The following is a 17615-nucleotide window of genomic DNA, read 5'->3' on the forward strand; positions in this document are numbered from 1 at the left end:
ATTTATGGTCTTAACTATTTATAACCCTAACGTAAAATTCAAAGTAATTGTAAATTTGCCTTTAACCTGCTCCTAGCAATGTCACAATATTCTTCACTAATATCAATGCCAATGAACTTTCTTCCTAAATCTTGAGCTGATTTGCATACAGTGCCACTGCCACACATTGGATCTAAAATAATATCATCAATATTCGACCATGATAAGATATGGTCAATAGCTAGTTGATACGGAAAAGGTGCTGGATGTCCTTTGGCAGCTTGATCTTCTATTTTTTTTCCAACAACATATTCCCAAATGTTACCCTTAATTTTATCTTTTTTAACAGGGTTAGCAATTTTTTCTCTTTTTTGTTCATTTTTAGAGAAATTTTTATATGTTGTTTTTCTCAACTCTAAACCTGCATGTAAACAGGGTATTTTTATTGGATTGTGTGTTTTAACCACCCCTTTACTAAAAACAAACATATACTCAAATTCATTATTATACCGTTTTCTGTAAATTTGAGGTATAGGATTTTGTTTTTTAAAAATCATTGTATCATGTAAATTAAATCCTATTGATTTAAAGTACAAGGCTTGCTCAAAACTACTGCCTGTCTCTGACCCGTTAATTGTCGCGTCTGCAACAACCCATACAACCACCCCACCGACTTTTAAAACTCGAAATAATTGTTGTGCTATCAATTTATAATCAAATAAATATCCTTGATAAGTTCTTAAATTATCATACGGAGGAGACGTAATCACCATATCAATAACATTTTTATCAATTTTATTCAAAATCTCTACACAATTACCAGCGATAATTTTGTTTATCATACCTTCTAGCATATATAAGTATTTTTCATTTATAAGGTTAACAAATCATTATTCTTAATAGATTGAATCGTTTTCTCTCTATTATCAATTCTATTCATTTTCATTAACTCTTGCAACGCAGCTTGATGTGACATACGAAGAATTCTTTTTCTTTCATCGCACAAAAAATCTAAAGCAATTTTTTTTGCAACTTTAATTGAAATATCGACCTCTCTTTTTTCTTCATTCCATAATGCTGGTATTTGAGGATCAAAATTTAAAATAATTCTATTGAGAATAGACCAATAATCCTTTGAATTTTTAGAAGGATTCATGCCTTTTACTTCTTTAAAAATCTGATATAACAAATCATCGGCTTTTTTCTTAGAAGATATCTGCATATATCGATATAAAACAGCCAAATGAGAATAAGTAAAAATACATACACTCCTAGTCGTTGCTTGCATATAAATTTGACTTTGAGAGGTAGGTAATTGATAAATCGGACACACTAACATCGCATAATCATGTGTTTCTCGCCATACATCTAATGCTGTAATCTTAAAATCTTTTTGATTTTTAGCTGTTCTACTTAAGCGAAACGCTTTTGCATCAGAGACAAAACTGTAATTGTTACTTTTGGAACAAGATTCTACGTCCGCACTATTACTTCTTGTTTGCAAAACTACACTATTAATACCTAATTCATTAAATGTTAAACTCAGTAAAGTATCAGTATATTTCGAATATAATTTTTCCTCCGTTGAATCGTGAACATATTGTTCTGGAATATCGCCACATAATCGAAGATGATCAATCAAAACATTTGGAAAAGACTGTATCTCTTGTTGCAACTCTTTTTCCAATCGATTTGAGTTTTGACCTACATTCAAAATCTTCTGTATCCACTTTTGTCTGTGATGAATTAATTGCTGATTGATCATACGCACCCTCTACTTATTTGAAGGATAAAACCATAATTCTATATTACATCTTTCTGAAATAAAATACTTGTCAGAATTGAATGTTATTTTGTAATAGATAAAAGCACTTTACTAAAAATCATAACCAAAGGAACTTCACATGACTGATACGCTTCCAGACCGCCTATCTGCTGATCCTAGCAGCCCTTTTTATAACGAAGAACTGCTGAACCGTGGGGTTGGTATTCGTTTTAAAGGTGTTGAAAAAGACAATATTTTGGAATATTGCATCAGCGAACAATGGGTTAGAGTAACTGTTAGTAACACTGTAAAACGTGATGGCACACCAATGACCATGAAATTGAGTGGCTCTGTCGAGGCTTATGTCAAAGAAAATACTGAAGAAACTAAATAAGTAATACAAGAGCATTAGAATTCATCGCGAGTTCTAATGCTAATCACAAAATATCAACGGTTTGTTATCAATGTGAAAAAAAGCGTAATCAATTGATAATTGATCGCTTCATCAATAAAAATCTTTAGCAAATACCCATAAAAAACCATCAAACCTATCGCCAATATTGCAATAACCGTAAAGCTGATAACAACAATTATCATTTGAATATAAATATGAAATTTATCTAGTTGCTTTAAAACCCATTTTCCCGAAATAAAGCATTTAGAAAAAGTTACAAAAGTTAAAAGCACACAATTTAAAATAAAATATTCGACAGGGAATAAACGCATTATAACAGATAATGAAGAATGCATTTCAGAGAATATTGAACAAACTACTGTCGTCCATAAAAGCGCAGAGAAAAACTCTTCGTATGTTTTTTTAGGATGATCTTTAATTAATGATTTTTGCAGTAATCGTGCTGTTTCTACCTTAAAATCTTGTATTGTTTTTTCCCTGTGATGAGGTGCTAGTGCAAATCGTTGTTTTAAATGAAACATATAAGTTTTTCCTTAATAGATAAGATAATATCTTTCATTTCTATATCATAACATAATGTAAGTAAACTATAAATTCCGTCCATATAAACGCATAATTAATTCTATACAAGTCTGAAATAAAGCTGCATCATATCGTGGCCCTTCATCGCGCAAGAAAGCATGCTGCGCATTAAATTCATGCCATTCATAGTTAGTCCCTGCTTGTTGTAATGCTTGCTGAATTTGGATACGACCTGCAAAAGGCACATGAGGATCTTGCCTGCCAAAGACAAACATAGCCTCGCCTTTCAGCTCTGCTAAGCGATGGATCGTATCATCATGCTGCCCTTGCCCCAAGGTTGAATCGTGGACATTCGTTGGATAGAAACACGCTGCTGCCAAAACATCAGGATGCAATGCAGCGCGTAATGCCAAATGTCCCCCAAGGCAAACACCCATCGTGCCAACTTTACCATTTCCGTGTTCATAGGTTTTCGCCCACTCAATTACAGCTTTAGCATCTGAATCGTAGGCAGAGATTGGCTTTTCAAATTTCAAACAATTGCCACGATCCGTGCCTTCTTTATCATACTCCAATACAGTTCCCAAAGACTCATACTCATGATATACCTCTGGCACAATCACGATATACCCTTGCCCCGCAATATAAGCAGCCAAACGACGAATAGGCTGAGTAACCTGATAAATCTCGGAATAAAAAATAACGCTCGAATATTTTCCTTCGGCAACAGGACGGAAAATATGACAACGCATCAGGCCTGTTGGCGTATTTAAATCAACAATTTCATCGGTTTGGATAATCATTTATTTACCTATATCTTTCAATTCAAATTAACTATTATTTAGCCCAACGTGCGATAATCAAGGAATGATTTTGACCATCCTTTAATCTTAATATTTTTCCATGAACAGAATAAGATTGAACGGATTTTAAATAATTAAAAAGGCGATCATCTTGTGTATTTACATCCTCAGATAGACAGGTTTCATGGGTAGTGATCACGTCACGAATGGTTACTTTATCATTGTGATTTTCAAATTTTCCCATAAATTTATTGCATAAACCACGACCTGTTACCCGATGTGTATAAGGGTTGAAAGAAATAGACGCATAATTCCTTTCCCCTTGATAGGTTTGAATGGTTTTTGGTTGATTATATAAAGTCTCTATACGCCACACTGATTCATCAAATGGAGCAACAACTCGTGTTGCTTGAGCATAAGCCAAACCGTTTCCCAACATGATTTGCGCCCCTAAAACCCACGAAAATATATTCTTCAACATTCCAATCAACCTTATAGTAAAAGAAGAATAATGTCATATTTTCACAAATGTATAAAGGTCTACTCTATGAAAAAAAATATCCTATTAATTTTCATCATTCATTTTGTTGATAACTGTCTGTGCAAATAAAAAAGCTATTAATGATTGTTATCTTATCAAAGTCTGAACACAAATTACCCTTCAAACCAGCACCACTTTCACCTTAAAGTAACCGCTTATTTGAAGGGCGATATCATAAAAAACTGAATTTTTATAATGATTAATTATTTACCTGCTCTTGTTCTGAAAATAGCTCGAAAACCATAACCGCCCCCAGAGCCATTACCATTACCATTACCGTTGCCATTGCCATTGCCATAACCAGGTTTGCAACCAAAACCTGGAAAAGATGGTAATCCTGGGTAAGCTGGAGGAGTAATTTTAAAGCAACATCCACCGTTAACTTCAACGATCTCTATATTGGTTAACTCTTTCATAACATCAAATCCTTATAATTTTGTAAAAAGCATAAAAAATTGCAACAATGATAACTTAATCATTGTTGCAATTTAATATCTATATTTTAATTATTAAAATATCAAATTTATTTTTATAAGGAAATAAATTATTATCGTATAGAATATACCGTCAACATCCCCAATATTGTCAAAGCAACTGAACAGACAACATGAGTCACGATTTCGGTTCCTGCCCAAAAAAAACGTCCCTCTTGCATGGACATTACGACTTCTGCTGAAAAGCTCGAAAATGTTGAAAGACCACCCAGAAAGCCTGTGATAATGAATAATCGCCACGGTGCCAATGATGGAATCAACAAAAAGGCAGCCATTGCAACGCCAATTAAATATCCTGCGATACAATTTGCTGCAAAAGTTCCCAATGGCATACACGGAAACAAAGCGTTAAGGGATAACCCCAACCACCAGCGCAACAAGCACCCTAGTGCCCCACCGACACTAATCATGATAATTGAATTAAACATATCCTATCCTTCATACAAATAACATTGCCAGATAGGTACAGATCTACGCACCCCGTACAAAACCGGCTTGACGTAGATATCATCATCCGCAAAATGCGGCAGTTTACAAGGAGGATATCATCTCCTAATCTTCTTTATAATATTTTTAATTCAGCTTTATAAAACTGTCAAATTCTTTTGCTTTGGCAAAATCCATAAAAAAACCAGGTCATATTGCCTGGTTTTTTTTTAACTCTTTAATATATTTCAATCGACGAATTTATTCAGCATCATTCGTGCTAATCGAAACAAATAAAGACTGATTACCTCTTAAGATTCTCAATAAAACATTCGAATCTTTTTTCAGAACATTCGTAATCGCATCTGTCGCAGCATTTGGATTGTTAACGGGATGATTATCAACGGAAACGATCACGTCTCCTGGCTGTAAACCTGCACGATCTGCTGGGGAATTGCTTTTAATGCCACTAATCACAACCCCTTTGATGCTTTCATCAACACCAATTTGTTGTCTGATGTCAGGCGTTAATGGTGATAATGCCACTCCAATATTACTTGGTTTTTTGACGACTTCTTTATTATCTTCTTTACCATCATTTAAATTAGCAACTTTGATAGAAAGCTCTTTTTTGACACCATCACGTAAAACAACCAGTTTAGCCTCTGTTCCAGGGGTAATACCAGCTACTTTAACTGCTAATTCACGAGGATTTTGAACTGTTTTTCCATCTAGTGTAAGCACAACATCCCCAACATTCAACCCTCCTTTTTCAGCAGGACTGTCTGGAGAAATCGACGCAATCAATGCGCCTTGAGGGGCAATACCATGTTCAGGTTCAGGCAGTTTTAATGCTTTGACCATAGAAGACGTCACAGATTGCGCTGCAACACCAATATAACCTCTGGTTACATGTCCAGTTTTTTCAAGTTGGGTGATAATCGTTTTTACTGTATTCGAAGGAATAGCAAAACCAATGCCAATAGACCCCCCTGATGGGGATAAAATAGCAGTATTCACACCGATTACTTTACCGTCTTGGGAAAATAATGGCCCTCCAGAATTTCCGCGATTAATTGGTGCGTCAATTTGAATAAACGAATCATAGGGGCTATCACCAATATCTCGCCCGCGTGCTGAAACAATACCAGCCGTTACCGTCCCGCCTAAACCATATGGGTCGCCAACAGCCACCACCCATTCTCCTGGTTCGACCCCATTAGAATCCCCTAGTTGTATAAATGAAAAAGGCTTATCAGATTGAATCTTCAGCAACGCTAGGTCTGTTTTTGGATCCAGCCCAATTACTTTGGCTTGATATTTAGCACCGTCCTCAAGGGAAACAGTGATTTTCTTTGCTCCTTTGACAACATGGTTGTTGGTCACCACATATCCATCAGGGGAAATAATAAACCCAGATCCTCGCGCTTCTACAACCTGTTTAGGCATTTGCTGAGGGAACATCGGAAAAGGAAAAGGAGACGAGAATCCACCTCTGCCAGAAAAACCCTCATTATCGGGAAAACCATCAATCATTTGATCGTCACCACCAACGGTCATTTTGGTCGTAATAGACACCACCGCTGGCTTAACTTGTTTTACCAAGCTTACAAAATTAGGCAGATTTTGCGCAGATGTAACGGGTTTTATCGCCCCGCTATGTTCATTCAATAACTTTGATCCTTCAGCAGCGTAAGCTGAAGGCATTCCAACCAATGATATGGAACTACTCCCCATCAATAGAGAGACCATAACCCCTTGACGTATATAAGGGGTAAGTTGAGAAAATAGTTTGACCATTTTGTCTTTATTTAAACGATTAATCATTGAACACCTAAATTTTAAAATTCATCATCATGAATAGTTAAGACATATTATGATTGGTAATTATGGCAAAAATTGACAAGAGGTTGTTCTTACTTTTTGAAAAAATTTTTTTATTAAATTCTGACTTTCTTGCTCTCTGACCCCGCCAATAATCTCTGGTCGATGCAAAGATTGCCGATGAGAGAAAACACAAGCACCATGTTCTGTTCCGCCACCTTTCGAATCATATGCCCCGAAAACGATACGATCTACGCGATAATGCATCGCTGCTGCTGCACACATGGGGCAAGGTTCTAAATTCACGACTAATGTATATCCAACTAACCGTTTTTGATTTAATTTTTTACAAGCTTGCGCTAATGCCAATAATTCTGCATGTGCCGTCGGGTTTTGGAGTTGTTCCACTTGATTAAAGGCTTGGGCAACAATATACCGTTCTGGTGATAATACCAAAGCACCCACGGGGACTTCACCTGCATCAAAAGCACATTTTGCCAGATGTAATGCAATATTCATCTTCCAAAAAGAGTGATTTTTTTTATGCAATCTTATTGTCCTTAATGAAACAGAATTAACCAAATATTTTTTTATAAGTTAATTTAATTTTTATAATGTACAAAGAGACTTTGACAAACATAACACTTCTTTTTAAAAAAGAAATTATTCATCCACATTCTCTGAGTATAGATTATTCTATTAATGACAAACCTATCCCCTCCCATCATAGGTATTACCCTTGACGCGCTAAATGGTTCAGCCAATGGATATTCTGCTTATCCTTGGGTTGCTTTGCGTAAAAACTATACAACAATAACCATCGAAGCCGGCGGAATCCCAATAGGACTTCCACCGCTTAACCATAAAAATATCGATATTTTAATAAATAAAATTGATGGGTTGATTATCAGTGGAGGGAATTTTGATATTCATCCCTCTTTATATGGCAGCTCAGATATACATCCAAGCGTCCAATTCAATGAAGCACGCACTGCGTTCGAATTAACACTTGTAAAAGCAGCATGGGAAAGAAATATTCCCATTTTAGGAATCTGCGGTGGCGCACAATTAATGGCTGTATATTTAGGCGGCGAGCTTTATCAACATCTTCCAGATGATCTTCCTGATGCTTTACCCCATGAGCAAGACTTACCCCCTCATCAAGGCAGCCATAGTGTTATCATTCAACCCAATACAATCTTATCAACTTTAAGCCAAAGACCGCAATGGGCTGTTAACTCCTCTCATCATCAAGGGATTAAATCTACTGGACGAGGTATTGTCTCTGCGGTTGCCGAAGATAATCTGATTGAAGCGATTGAAGATCCTTCACGAGATTTCTTTGTTGGTGTACAGTGGCATCCCGAATTTGGAATAGAATATCCTGATCGAAAAATTTTCTCTGCTTTAATTGCCAAGGCGAAACTCTATGCACAACACAAATAATAATTCTGATTCTCCATCTGCTGTTAAGGGAGAACGTATTGCCAAATGGTTGGCAAGAGCAGGCGTTGCCTCTCGCCGTGAAGCAGAGGTCATGATTGAAGCAGGTAAAATTTCACTAAATAATGAACCTGTTACTCAACCTGCAACCTTTGTCCAAGAAAACGATATTATCCGCGTTGACGGACAAGTCATTTCTCCACCAGACCGTACGCGTTTATGGCGGTATCATAAACCCGTTGGTTTAATCACCACACACAAAGATCCAGAGGGTCGTAAAACCGTTTTCGAAGCCCTGCCTGAAACAATGCCTCGAGTAGTCAGTGTGGGTCGTTTGGATTTAAATAGTGAAGGTCTATTATTATTAACTAATGATGGTGCTTTGGCCAGAAAACTAGAGATGCCCAGCAGCCAATGGACAAGACGCTATCGCGTTCGCGTTTTTGGCACCATTAATCAAGACGATTTTAACAAACTGAAAAAAGGGATCACCGTTGAAGGCATTCATTATGCCCCTATCGACGTCAAAGTTGATTCTCAGAAAGGGAATAACACATGGCTAACAGTTTCCCTACAAGAAGGACGTAACCGCGAAATTAGACGGGTCATGCAACATATTAACTTGCAAGTCAATCGACTGATCCGCATTGCGTACGGCCCATTCCAACTGGGCACTTTACCCAAAGGAAGTTTAGACGAAGTAACCTTGAAAGTTATCAAAGAACAACTGGGTTGGAACCCCGCAGAGTCCAAAAAAAAGTAAGTTAGTATGCGTATTATTGCAGGACATTATAAAGGCACCCATTTATACACCCCAACGGGCAAAGAAACACGTCCAACATCAGACCGTGCAAGACAAACCTTGTTCGATATCTTGTTGCATGCCCCTTGGGCAGGAAAATTTTTTATAGAAGATGCAATTATTCTGGATGCCTTTGCTGGCACGGGTGCTTTGGGACTCGAATCACTCTCTCGCGGCGCACAAAAAGCAATTTTTTTTGAAAAAAATACGCAAACAAGGCAAGTTTTAGAAAAAAACATTCAACTTTGCCGTGCAAATTCGCAGAGTATCCTATATAAAGATGTGTTAACATCTCCACCTAGCAATTATTTATGTAATCTTATTTTCTTTGATCCTCCTTATCATCAAAAATTAATTCCTATTGCATTCGAACATCTAAGAAGAAATCAATATATATCAAAAGATGCGTTAATTATTACAGAAACAGCTATTGATGAACCATTACTGATGGATCAATCAGTAACCTTATTAAACGAACGAAAAATAGGAGCCGCATATTTGAAATTCTGGAAATATAGCAATATGATAGAGTGAACTACTCTTCTTAAAGAATCTTTTTTACCATCTTACAAACAAACGGATAATCATTGTGATCGGCCATAACAAAACAGAAAAAATTATTTCTTCTGAATTACAGTCTGCATTTGGAAAAAGAGTTGTGCAGCTTAGTGGCTGGATTCTTTGGGTATTCGCCTTGCTATTGATTGTCGCATTAATCAGTTATAATCCCGCCGATCCTTCTTTTAACACTTCATCGACTCAGTCCCCTACCAATTTACTTGGGTATGTTGGAGCGTATTTATCTGATATGTTAATTCAATGGGTTGGAATTGCCAGCTTTTTTCCCGTTATTGTTTTTATGGCGTGGGGATGGCGTATTATCAAACACCAACATTTACATGGATTTATTCTACGCATTATTGCGATGCTGTTTGCTTTACCTGTTTGTGCTGCTGTCATCGCTGCTATACCACTTTTTGTTTCAAATAATTATTCTCCTGAATGGCCCAGTGAATCTGGAATTGGTGGATCAGTAGGATTTGTCATTGCTCAAACCTCTTTTACAGCAGCGTCCGACGCTCTGGGACTGTCTGGTAAGATCTTAATCTGGTCACTAGGGCTGATTTTATGCGCGTTATTAATCCCTTTATCAATGGGGTTGTCAAAACAAGAATGGCAAAAAATCATCAGGTTTTTTAAACGTATTTTTAGTATTATTACTTATTTAATTTTCAAAAGAAAAAAAACCACTACTGAGACAGATCAATATACAAACAGTGCATATTCAGCACCCGTGCGTTCATACGATAAAACACCTTTTAAATCTGACCCAAACACTGTATTTGAACAAGATTATACCCCTCCCTCTTATCAAGAATCAATCAGAGCAACAACCCATACACCCTACTCTGCTCCTGCACCTAAAAAGCAAGTAGCAAGTGAAATGGCACCTGATAATACCCCTATTTTTAATCCCCAAGATGTGCAAGAAAAAAACACCAAACACGCCCCTTACTCTTCTGCTCCAGCACAAATAACTTCTGCTGCTCCGACATCACCATCTATTGAAACTAGCAATGAAGTTTATCAAGAAGAAAACACTGTATATGAAGAAACTGAGACGGCCGCACCACCAAAAGTAAAAGATATTTTCTCACTCTTTAACAAACCAATCAAAGAACGCCTAACCCCAATTAAAGAACATATCGTAAACGAACATATTGCGCCAATCAAAGAAACTCTGCAAGCTGCTGATCCTTATAAGCAACAAGATCCTTATACAAATGAAAATTCATGGTCATTCCCACCAGTTTCGTTATTAAGAGAAAATCCTGCGGGAAATAATAACAGACCTAGCGAGCAAATTTTACAAGCCAATGCGCGCATGTTGGAAACAATTCTGGATGATTATGGCGTCAAAGGAACAATTGGTGAAATCTTATGTGGTCCAGTTGTTACCTTATATGAACTTGAACCCGCACCAGGTATTCGTTCAGCCAGAGTAATTGGCTTGTCCGATGATATTGCACGCTCTTTATCCGTCATATCTGTGCGCATTGCAACGGTTCCTGGACGTAATATTATTGGAATTGAAGTGCCAAACAGCACCAGAGAAATGGTATATTTCTCTGAAATGCTTACAACCGAAGCATGGCGCAGGCATACAGCTAAACTTTGTTTGGCTTTGGGTAAAAATATTTTCGGTGAACCCATTTATACGAACCTAGCCAAAATGCCGCATCTTCTAATTGCAGGAACAACAGGGTCAGGCAAATCAGTTGGGGTAAACTCGATGATTTTATCATTGCTCTATCGTTTATCCCCTGATGAATGTCGATTAATTTTAATTGACCCCAAAATGCTTGAATTATCGGTTTACGAAGGGATTCCACATCTTTTAACACCAGTCGTTACCGACCCTCACAAAGCATTATCTGCACTGAAATGGGCGGTCAGAGAAATGGAACGTCGTTATCGCCTAATGTCTCAGCTTGGTGTGCGAAATATTGATGGTTATAATCAACGGATTACCAATGCACGTAACCAAAGCAAGGTTATGACACGTCGTGTACAAACTGGATTTGACACAGAAACAGGCAGACCTACCTTTGAAGAACAGCAAATTCCACTAGAGCATTTCCCTTATATCGTCGTAGTCATTGATGAAATGGCTGATCTGATGATGGTTGCAGGTAAAGATATCGAAGCCGCCGTGCAACGTTTGGCTCAAATGGCGCGTGCTGCTGGTATTCATGTGATTATGGCAACGCAACGCCCTTCTGTTGATGTGATTACGGGCACTATCAAAGCCAATTTTCCGACACGTATCTCCTTTCAAGTGATTAGTAAATTCGACAGTAGAACTATTTTGGGTGAGCAAGGTTCAGAACAATTGTTAGGCCAAGGGGATATGCTATTCATGCAAGCCGGTGGGCGTATTCAACGTGTGCATGGTCCTTTTGTTTCCGATGACGAGGTCGATAAGGTAGTTCATCATCTACGTCAACAAGGCGAACCTATTTACGTTGAAGATGTAACCGCTGAACCTGTCGAGGAAAATAATAACACTGGACGTTCTGGAGGTAATAATAATGATGATGAACTATATAATCAAGCCATTGCTTTAGTTGTAAAAGAAGGAAAAGCTTCCACTTCTTTCATTCAACGCCATTTATCCATAGGCTATAATCGTGCTGCGAAGATTATCGAACAAATGGAAAAAGAACGCATCGTAAGTCCCGCAAATCATGTTGGGAAAAGAGAAATTTTAATCAATAAACTGCCAAACGAATAAGATCATCACATGGTGCTTCCTTTCCCTATTTTGTTTCAAAATAATTACTATATTATTATCAACAAGCCTGCAGGTATGCCTGTTTATAATAACAAGCATACCACGCAACAATCTGTTGAAGATTTCTTCCCGATGATGTCAAAGCGGAAAGATGGCCCTTGGTTAGTTCATCGGCTAGATCAAGATACTGCGGGATGTTTGGTTATTGCTTTGCGTAAACAAGCCCTAATCAATGCACAACATTGTTTCGACACCAAACAAGTCACAAAAATATATTGGGCAATCGTACACGGAAAACCGAAAGAAAATTACGGAAAAATTGATACACCACTTTTAAAAATCACCAAAAATAAACAATGGTCAATGCAAGCAAATCCAACAGGGCAGTCTGCTTCGACTCAATGGAAGTTATTGGGGTCAAATGGTCATATAAGTTGCCTTGAATTAAAGCTTTTAACAGGACGCACTCATCAAGCCAGAGCACACTGCGCGATCCTAGGACATCCTATTATTGGGGATACAATTTATAATCCTAAGGGCGATAAAGAACATTATTTACATCTCTTTAGTCGTGAGATTTCCTTGCCTTTATCCCCTCCCCTCTCTGCAACTGCTGAGCCTCCAAAACATATGATTTCTGAATTACAGCAATTGAATATCTTATGAATAACTCGAAAAGACATGTCACTATAAAAAGAGCCTGTTCATAAACTCAAATAGTTCAAGTTTATCTACTTGAACACATTAATAAAGATCAAAGATAAATACCCAAATCTATATCGTTTTCTGTAACTATTGGTGAGACATATACAGCTACAACATTCGTAATAATTCATCATCTAAGAAAAACTATTTTATAAGCTAACAAATGATATTTACGTCAGCACATATGCTGAAATAATGGATAACCCAATAAAAAATCCCTGATTATCTCAGGGATTTTCATCTAAATATATCTTAGAAAAATCAAGCGCTAAAAACTGTTTTCACGACTTTTGCCACACTATCCTGCCATTTAGGCAAACGCACGTTAAATACTTGATATAACTTATCTGTATTTAAACGAGAATCTTGTGGACGTTTTGCAGGGGTTGGCCAATCCTCTGTTTTAATCGCTGATACTTCTGGCATTTTCTGACCATATTGAGCTGCTTGTTGCAATGCTTCTGTAGCCAACTCATACCAAGTTGCATCCCCAGTGCCAACAGCATGGTAAATACCGTTCCACTCTGAATTCCAACCTTCTTTTAAATAACGATCAGCAATTTGCATAATTGCCCAAGCCAAATCATCAGAACAAGTTGGGTTACCATGTTGATCACCAACAACTTTTAGTGCAGGATTTTTCGCACCAGCATTAATCATTGTGAGAACAAAGTTTTTATTATGAGCAGAGTAAACCCAAGCTGTTCTTAAAATCACGCTATTAGGTTGAGCAGCCAAAATAGCTTGCTCGCCCTCGGCCTTACTTGCACCATAAACAGTTTCAGGAGAAACAGGATCCGTTTCTGTATAAGACGAACCTTTATCACCAGAAAAAACATAATCTGTTGAAACGTGAATCAATGGCACATCATAAACAGCACATAATTTTGCTAATTGTGCAGGGCCATCACGATTGACTAAATAAGCATCTTCTTGGTTGGTTTCAGCAGCATCAACCGCAGTCCAAGCTGCTGTATTAATAATCAATTCGGGCCTCTGATCGCCTTGAAAAACGCTCTTTAATGTATCAGGTTGTGTAAAATCAAATTCTGGACGACCAACAAACATTAAACGATCATTATTTAAGAGTTTAAATGATTCCGCTAATTGTCCATTCTTTCCGCCGATAACAAGAATTGTCATTAATATTCCCCTATTTTGAATATGAAAACCAGCCCTTTGCTTCGGCAAACCCTGGATTTTGTGCATCTTTATCAGACAAGATTGCTTCTTCTGGCTTAATCGGCCAATCAATCGCAAGATCTTTACAGTCCCAACGAACTGCACGTTCACTCGCTTTATCGTACAAACCTGTGCATTTATATTGTACCATTACGTTGTCAGTTAACGTACAAAAACCATGTAGAAACCCAGGTGGAATCCATAATTGTGACCAATTATCTGCAGAGAGCTCTGCGCCAACCCATTTACCATAAGTTGGAGACCCCGTACGAGCATCAATCGCCACATCCCAAATAGAACCTTGAGTACAACGAACAAGCTTTCCTTGTGCATGAGGTTCTAATTGACAATGCAACCCACGAACGACACCTCTTTGAGTAGAAAGACTTTGATTATCTTGTACAAAAGGCAAATGGATTCCTGCTTCTTTTAACCGTTCTGCATTATAGGTTTCAGAAAAAAAACCACGATTATCTTGAAAACGAGGGGGCGTAATAAGAGCAACCTCAGGAATAGCTAAAAATTCTATCTTCATGCGTCTATCTCTTTACAATTGTTTATTATCTTTATGGTGAACATCATTTGCTAATTCAAATAACATACGACCTAATTCAGTTTTGTGTACTCTTTTAGCTAATACACGCAATTGGTCAGCATCAATAAATCCACGACGAAAAGCCACTTCTTCTGGTGAGCCAACTAACATTCCTTGACGAGACTGAATTGTTTGTACAAAAGTCCCTGCTTGCATCAAACTGTCTGGCATGCCTGCATCCAGCCATGCACACCCACGCCCTAGCCGTTCAACGCGCAGCTCTTGATTATCAAGATACATTTTATTGAGATCAGTAATTTCATACTCTCCACGGGGAGAAAGTTTTACTTCTTTAGCATACTCTGTCACTTTAGAATCATAGAAATATAATCCTGTTACAGCCCAGTTTGATGGTGGATCAATTGGTTTTTCAATGATTTGTTGTGCTCTACCATCTTCGTCAAAAGAAACAACACCATAACGCTCGGGATCACGTACTTGATACGCAAATACTGTTGCACCATTCTGACGTTGTGCAGCTTGCTGTAAAAGGATACTTAGATGATCTGCGAATATTAAATTATCCCCAAGAACCAACGCACACGGTGCACCGTCCAACCAATCTTTACCAAGAACAAAGGCCTGCGCTAATCCATCGGGCTTGGGCTGAACGCAATATTCAAAATTTACGCCCCAATCAGATCCATCGCCCAATAGCCTTTTAAATTGAGGGGTATCTTGTGGGGTTGATATAATCATAATATCCCGAATGCCCGCTAACATTAATGTCGACAACGGATAATAGATCATAGGCTTATCATAAACAGGCAATAATTGTTTACTAGATGCCAAGGTTAATGGATGTAAACGGGTTCCAGATCCCCCCGCTAGTACAATCCCCTTCATTGGTTTTTCTTGCATCTTGGCTTCCTTATTTCATACCTAAGCGTTGACCACTATACCGCTTATCACGAATAGATTGCCACCATTCTTGGTTATCTAAATACCATTGAACCGTCTTACGAATCCCAGTTTCAAAATTGTGCTTTGCTTTCCAACCTAAGGATTTTTCAGCATGAGAAGGATCAATTTCATAACGGAAATCATGGCCAGGACGATCGCCTACGAATTTAATTAACCGTTCGTATTTGCCATTTGAATCTGGTCTTAACTCATCTAAAATAGAACAAATTGCTTTTACAACATCTAAATTAGTTCTAGGTTGTTTTGCACCAATTGCATAAGTTTCACCTGGCTCACCAATCTCAACTGCTTTTACTAATGCTTCGGCATGATCTTCAACAAATAACCAGTCACGGATATTATCGCCCTTACCATAAACAGGTAAGTCTTTGCCCTCTAAAGCATTAATAATAATCAAAGGGACTAACTTTTCTGGGAAATGCCAAACACCATAGTTGTTTGTCGTATTTGTAACGAACGTTGGTAATCCATAAGTATGAAACCAAGCACGCACTAAGTGATCTGAAGCTGCTTTTGATGCAGAATATGGACTACGGGGATCATAGGGGGTTGTTTCTGTGAATGGTGGGTCGTTGATTTCAAGATGACCAAAAACCTCATCGGTTGAAATGTGATGAAAACGGAAATTCTTTTTCTGATCTTCAGTCAAATTTTTCCAATATTCATACGCCACGTTCAACAAAGTATACGTACCAACAACATTTGTTTCAACAAACACCCCAGGACCATCAATCGACCGATCAACATGAGATTCTGCAGCTAGATGCATCACTGCATCTGGCTTAAATTCTTCAAAAACTTTTGTTAGTGCCACGGCATCCGTGATATTCACCTGACAAAAATGATACCGATCGTCTTGCTCAATTTCAGCAACCGTTTCAAGAGAAGCTGAATAAGTTAATACATCAACATTGACCACTGAATGTTTGGTATTATGAATCAAATGACGAACCACAGCAGAACCAATAAAACCACAACCGCCCGTAACAAGGATTTGCATAACTAAAATACACCTTTAAAAAACTTTAAAGTCAAAACTTTGTTCTTTTTTAGCCTTGTCTATACATAATATCAAGTAATTTACTTTCTTTGATAATAAGGTATCTTAAATAAAGCTAAGCATCTTCATCTATTCTGGGATTTCATCAAATTAAAATGACAAAAAATACGTATCAATTTTTAGATAATCCTACGTTATTACAAAACACAACACGTTTTTGGTTTGTCCGCCACGCTATTGTTAATCAAAAAGACAGAGAATATCTTTATGGCACTATGGACGTCTTATTATGCCCAGATCACATAAAGCAGCAGCACCATATTTATCAACATTTAGCGAACAGGCTACCCCAATCAACATCTTGGTTCACAACGTCGCTTTCCCGAACACAAGATACTGCCAAACTAATCCAAAACGCTGGTTATGGACAATGTCCTATTCAAATAGACGATTCTTTCATAGAACAACATCTCGGAGATTGGCAAGGAAAAGCCCATGGGGTAGCTAATCAATATTATCAATATCCTCCTCATCCTTTTTGGCCTTTTTGCGCTAAAGAAATACCTCCCAATGGTGAAACAATGTATGATGTAACAAAACGCGTTGGAAAAAGGTTAGAACAACTTACCCAAACACATCAAGGGCAAGACGTCATTATTATCTCTCATGGGGGTGCAATTAGAGCCGCCATTGCCCATAGTTTAAAGATTCCCGTAGATTCTGCATTGTCACTTTCTATTGTAAACCTCTCTCTAACCATTTTAGAAAATAACCAAAATCATTGGCGTGGATTAACAATCAATGAATATCCCGTGTTTTGAACAATAAAGATCTTATTTCATTTAAATTATATGAAGTAAGCCTGATAAATCTAAGATAACGAGATCTACAAGAAACTTT

The 17615-nt window shown here is 37.6% G+C and carries 20 protein-coding genes and 1 riboswitch; of the genes, 7 read left to right on the forward strand and 13 right to left on the reverse strand.

The window, feature by feature from the left end; genetic code table 11:
- Nucleotides 1–38: 38 nt before the first annotated feature.
- Nucleotides 39–821, reverse strand: coding sequence for a DNA-methyltransferase (locus PQG52_RS05195; protein ID WP_271828298.1), 783 nt, complete (start codon nt 819–821; stop codon nt 39–41).
- Nucleotides 822–850: 29 nt separating this feature from the next.
- Nucleotides 851–1744: a HindIII family type II restriction endonuclease gene (locus PQG52_RS05200; protein ID WP_271828300.1), complete on the reverse strand. Its 894-nt coding sequence runs from the start codon at nt 1742–1744 to the stop codon at nt 851–853.
- A gap of 139 nt (nt 1745–1883) precedes the next feature.
- Here PQG52_RS05200 and PQG52_RS05205 point away from each other — a divergent pair, with 139 nt between their 5' ends.
- Nucleotides 1884–2138 carry a DUF3297 family protein gene (locus PQG52_RS05205; protein WP_271828301.1) on the forward strand — a complete coding sequence of 85 codons (255 nt, stop codon included), beginning with the start codon at nt 1884–1886 and terminating at the stop codon, nt 2136–2138.
- 53 nt (nt 2139–2191) lie between these two features.
- Here the strand turns inward: PQG52_RS05205 and PQG52_RS05210 are convergent, their stop codons facing one another.
- The 7 genes from PQG52_RS05210 to PQG52_RS05240 all read right to left on the reverse strand — a co-directional run bounded on the left by PQG52_RS05210 (nt 2192) and on the right by PQG52_RS05240 (nt 7288).
- The gene (locus PQG52_RS05210) at nt 2192–2680 is read right to left on the reverse strand and encodes a hypothetical protein (protein WP_271828302.1); all 489 of its coding nucleotides are present in this window, start codon (nt 2678–2680) and stop codon (nt 2192–2194) included.
- Between the two features lie 66 nt (nt 2681–2746).
- On the reverse strand, nt 2747–3484 hold the full coding sequence (locus PQG52_RS05215) for a dienelactone hydrolase family protein (protein ID WP_271828303.1): 738 nt from the start codon (nt 3482–3484) through the stop codon (nt 2747–2749).
- 34 nt (nt 3485–3518) lie between these two features.
- Nucleotides 3519–3965, reverse strand: coding sequence for an META domain-containing protein (locus PQG52_RS05220; RefSeq protein ID WP_271828304.1), 447 nt, complete (start codon nt 3963–3965; stop codon nt 3519–3521).
- A 263-nt stretch (nt 3966–4228) separates the two neighbouring features.
- Nucleotides 4229–4441, reverse strand: coding sequence for a hypothetical protein (locus PQG52_RS05225; protein WP_271828305.1), 213 nt, complete (start codon nt 4439–4441; stop codon nt 4229–4231).
- Nucleotides 4442–4572: 131 nt separating this feature from the next.
- The gene (gene crcB, locus PQG52_RS05230; protein ID WP_271828306.1) at nt 4573–4947 is read right to left on the reverse strand and encodes a fluoride efflux transporter CrcB; all 375 of its coding nucleotides are present in this window, start codon (nt 4945–4947) and stop codon (nt 4573–4575) included.
- Between the two features lie 66 nt (nt 4948–5013).
- Nucleotides 5014–5081: riboswitch (Fluoride riboswitch) on the reverse strand.
- A gap of 125 nt (nt 5082–5206) precedes the next feature.
- Entirely contained in the window at nt 5207–6772 is a 1566-nt protein-coding gene (locus tag PQG52_RS05235; RefSeq protein ID WP_271828307.1) for a DegQ family serine endoprotease, read from the reverse strand.
- A 60-nt stretch (nt 6773–6832) separates the two neighbouring features.
- Nucleotides 6833–7288, reverse strand: a complete 456-nt coding sequence (locus tag PQG52_RS05240) for a nucleoside deaminase (RefSeq protein WP_271828617.1) — start codon at nt 7286–7288, stop codon at nt 6833–6835.
- Nucleotides 7289–7471: 183 nt separating this feature from the next.
- On the opposite strand from PQG52_RS05240, the gene PQG52_RS05245 reads away from it, so the two are divergent.
- The 5 genes from PQG52_RS05245 to PQG52_RS05265 are packed head-to-tail and all read left to right on the forward strand — an operon-like array spanning nt 7472 to nt 12975.
- Entirely contained in the window at nt 7472–8215 is a 744-nt protein-coding gene (locus tag PQG52_RS05245) for a gamma-glutamyl-gamma-aminobutyrate hydrolase family protein (RefSeq protein ID WP_271828308.1), read from the forward strand.
- Complete coding sequence (locus PQG52_RS05250; RefSeq protein ID WP_271828309.1) at nt 8199–8975, forward strand: pseudouridine synthase; 777 nt, start codon at nt 8199–8201, stop codon at nt 8973–8975. Before PQG52_RS05245 ends, PQG52_RS05250 begins: the two co-directional genes overlap by 17 nt.
- A gap of 6 nt (nt 8976–8981) precedes the next feature.
- Entirely contained in the window at nt 8982–9548 is a 567-nt protein-coding gene (gene rsmD / locus PQG52_RS05255; protein ID WP_271828310.1) for a 16S rRNA (guanine(966)-N(2))-methyltransferase RsmD, read from the forward strand.
- A gap of 55 nt (nt 9549–9603) precedes the next feature.
- Nucleotides 9604–12309 (forward strand): DNA translocase FtsK, encoded by a 2706-nt coding sequence (locus tag PQG52_RS05260; RefSeq protein ID WP_271828312.1) that lies wholly within the window; start codon nt 9604–9606, stop codon nt 12307–12309.
- 9 nt (nt 12310–12318) lie between these two features.
- Complete coding sequence (locus PQG52_RS05265) at nt 12319–12975, forward strand: RluA family pseudouridine synthase (protein ID WP_271828313.1); 657 nt, start codon at nt 12319–12321, stop codon at nt 12973–12975.
- Between the two features lie 300 nt (nt 12976–13275).
- Here the strand turns inward: PQG52_RS05265 and rfbD are convergent, their stop codons facing one another.
- The 4 genes from rfbD to rfbB are packed head-to-tail and all read right to left on the reverse strand — an operon-like array spanning nt 13276 to nt 16715.
- Complete coding sequence (gene rfbD / locus PQG52_RS05270; RefSeq protein WP_271828314.1) at nt 13276–14157, reverse strand: dTDP-4-dehydrorhamnose reductase; 882 nt, start codon at nt 14155–14157, stop codon at nt 13276–13278.
- Nucleotides 14158–14167: 10 nt separating this feature from the next.
- Nucleotides 14168–14731, reverse strand: coding sequence for a dTDP-4-dehydrorhamnose 3,5-epimerase (rfbC, locus tag PQG52_RS05275; protein ID WP_271789669.1), 564 nt, complete (start codon nt 14729–14731; stop codon nt 14168–14170).
- Between the two features lie 12 nt (nt 14732–14743).
- A complete protein-coding gene (rfbA, locus tag PQG52_RS05280) occupies nt 14744–15652 on the reverse strand; it encodes a glucose-1-phosphate thymidylyltransferase RfbA (RefSeq protein ID WP_271789670.1) in 909 nt (302 codons plus the stop codon).
- A gap of 10 nt (nt 15653–15662) precedes the next feature.
- Nucleotides 15663–16715, reverse strand: a complete 1053-nt coding sequence (rfbB, locus tag PQG52_RS05285; protein WP_271828316.1) for a dTDP-glucose 4,6-dehydratase — start codon at nt 16713–16715, stop codon at nt 15663–15665.
- Between the two features lie 155 nt (nt 16716–16870).
- Between rfbB and PQG52_RS05290 the strand changes: the two genes are divergently transcribed.
- Nucleotides 16871–17536: a histidine phosphatase family protein gene (locus tag PQG52_RS05290; protein ID WP_271828318.1), complete on the forward strand. Its 666-nt coding sequence runs from the start codon at nt 16871–16873 to the stop codon at nt 17534–17536.
- The last annotated feature ends 79 nt before the right edge of the window (nt 17537–17615 follow it).

Source organism: Commensalibacter communis (assembly GCF_947179105.1).
Taxonomy (GTDB): domain Bacteria; phylum Pseudomonadota; class Alphaproteobacteria; order Acetobacterales; family Acetobacteraceae; genus Commensalibacter; species Commensalibacter communis.